This window comes from Coleofasciculus sp. LEGE 07092, from assembly GCF_015207375.1.
GTDB lineage: Bacteria > Cyanobacteriota > Cyanobacteriia > Cyanobacteriales > Coleofasciculaceae > LEGE-07092.
This window is the reverse complement of sequence record NZ_JADEWY010000285.1, coordinates 1-1,565: the sequence shown is the minus strand read 5'-3', so window position 1 is coordinate 1,565 and position 1,565 is coordinate 1. Positions and strand designations below refer to the sequence as shown.

Sequence of the window (1,565 nt, the reverse complement as noted above, 5' to 3'; positions counted from 1 at the left end):
GAATTCTTTTGAAGAGGAAGTCTCTTGATCTGATGCGATCGCCTCGTGCAAATGGATTTGATCACTGCGATCGGATGCATTCGCACGAGGTGGGCAAATCCTGTGCCACAAGGCTTTTAAGTTGTCATAGCAGATTGAATACCAGTTTGCCTGATACCAAGTCTTGGCACTCTTGCGTTCAACCTGGATTAAGCCCAACGCTTTGAGTTTATTGATTCCCTGGCGGATTTGGCGCATGGAGAGGAAGGGGAATTGCTCTTGCCATTGGTTGAAGGTTTGCCAAATCCACTTAATGCCGTCAATGATGTGATCAGATTTCCGCAGCCAGTAGTTGATCTGTTGAAGAATGATGGCTTCAGCTAGCCCAATTTCGGCAGCGAGGAGTGGTGGAACTACCAGAGGGCGTTCCGGTGTGACTATTTTTTGTGTCATAATGTGAGCAATGTGAATAATGTGAACAGTTTCGTAGGAGCTGGGAATTAGTGTGACTAGCTTCCTACGATGCATTTTTTTTGGCTGAATAGGCTTGGTGGTAAAATAGCGTATTCAGCCAATTATTGACTTGAGTGTTCACCCGCTAAAGAAAAGCATATCTCAGAATCGGGAAAAAATCTCACTCTTTCTCAGAAAGTGTACACTTTTTCATTGCCAACGTCCCCACAATGTAAATCCAGCCCAGGTGGCTGGGTGGGAGCGTGGATCGCTGATTTGCTTGACTTGCGCTCTTTTGAGGGCTTCGGCTAAGGGGAATTTTTGATTGTATTGGTAAAAATCACTCAGGAGTTCTGCACTCAGGCGATCATTAGCAAACCACAAACTTCCCAGAACTGTAGCGACGCCTGTACGCAGGGAGATACCCGCTAAACCAAGGGTAGTGCGCTCATTCCCGGCTGCTGTTTGGCAAGCACTCAGCACCAGTAGCGAGGGCGGATAAATAGCACTTGCCAAAATTTTTTCCAATTCTGGTAGCGAGATTTGCTGGGAGGATGCTTGGATAAAGCTGCTCTCTGGCGTCCCCCCAAATTTGGCATGAGTGGCTAAATGCAGGATTGAAATGGGTTGTAGCCGTAGGGCTTGCTGGAGGGTGTCTGGGGTGAACGTTTCGTTGAGAAAGACTTGGCTTTTCCCCTCACCCAGAATTTTCTGGATGGCTTGAGTTTCTCGCTGCACTCCGGGCAAGGGGGCGTAGTTGGTTTCCCCCCGAGTTAAGCCAAAGATGAGGGCGTGGCTATTTTCGGGTTGTCGTCGGGTTGTTGATTGAGACAGCAAACTCCAGCTTAAGGTATGAGCGATCGCATAGTTTTGCACCAGGAATTGCTCTCCATCGTGGAGGGCGGCGAGGGGAACGGTGCGAAATTGTCCCAAAGGATTGAATACCAATGTCTTGACGCCACTGGCTTGCAATTGTGATTCTAGGGGAGCAAGTAGTAGTGTATACCCCACATTCCGCACTTCAAAATGTAGTATAACTGAAGTATGAAGGGCGCTCGCTAAAACGAGGTATTGGCTGAGTAAAAATACTTAGTTAATTAACGGAGCCAAGATTTGACTCAATGAATCAACAG

At 47.5% G+C, this 1,565-nt stretch carries 1 protein-coding gene and 1 pseudogene; both read right to left on the bottom strand.

The genetic code is table 11. From position 1 onward, the window contains the following. Positions 1–432, bottom strand: a pseudogene (locus tag IQ257_RS29585) (ArsR family transcriptional regulator); the annotation flags it as partial. 210 nt (positions 433–642) lie between these two features. Further along, complete coding sequence (locus IQ257_RS29580; protein WP_193933522.1) at positions 643–1,443, bottom strand: CHAT domain-containing protein; 801 nt, start codon at positions 1,441–1,443, stop codon at positions 643–645. Positions 1,444–1,565 lie beyond the last annotated feature (122 nt).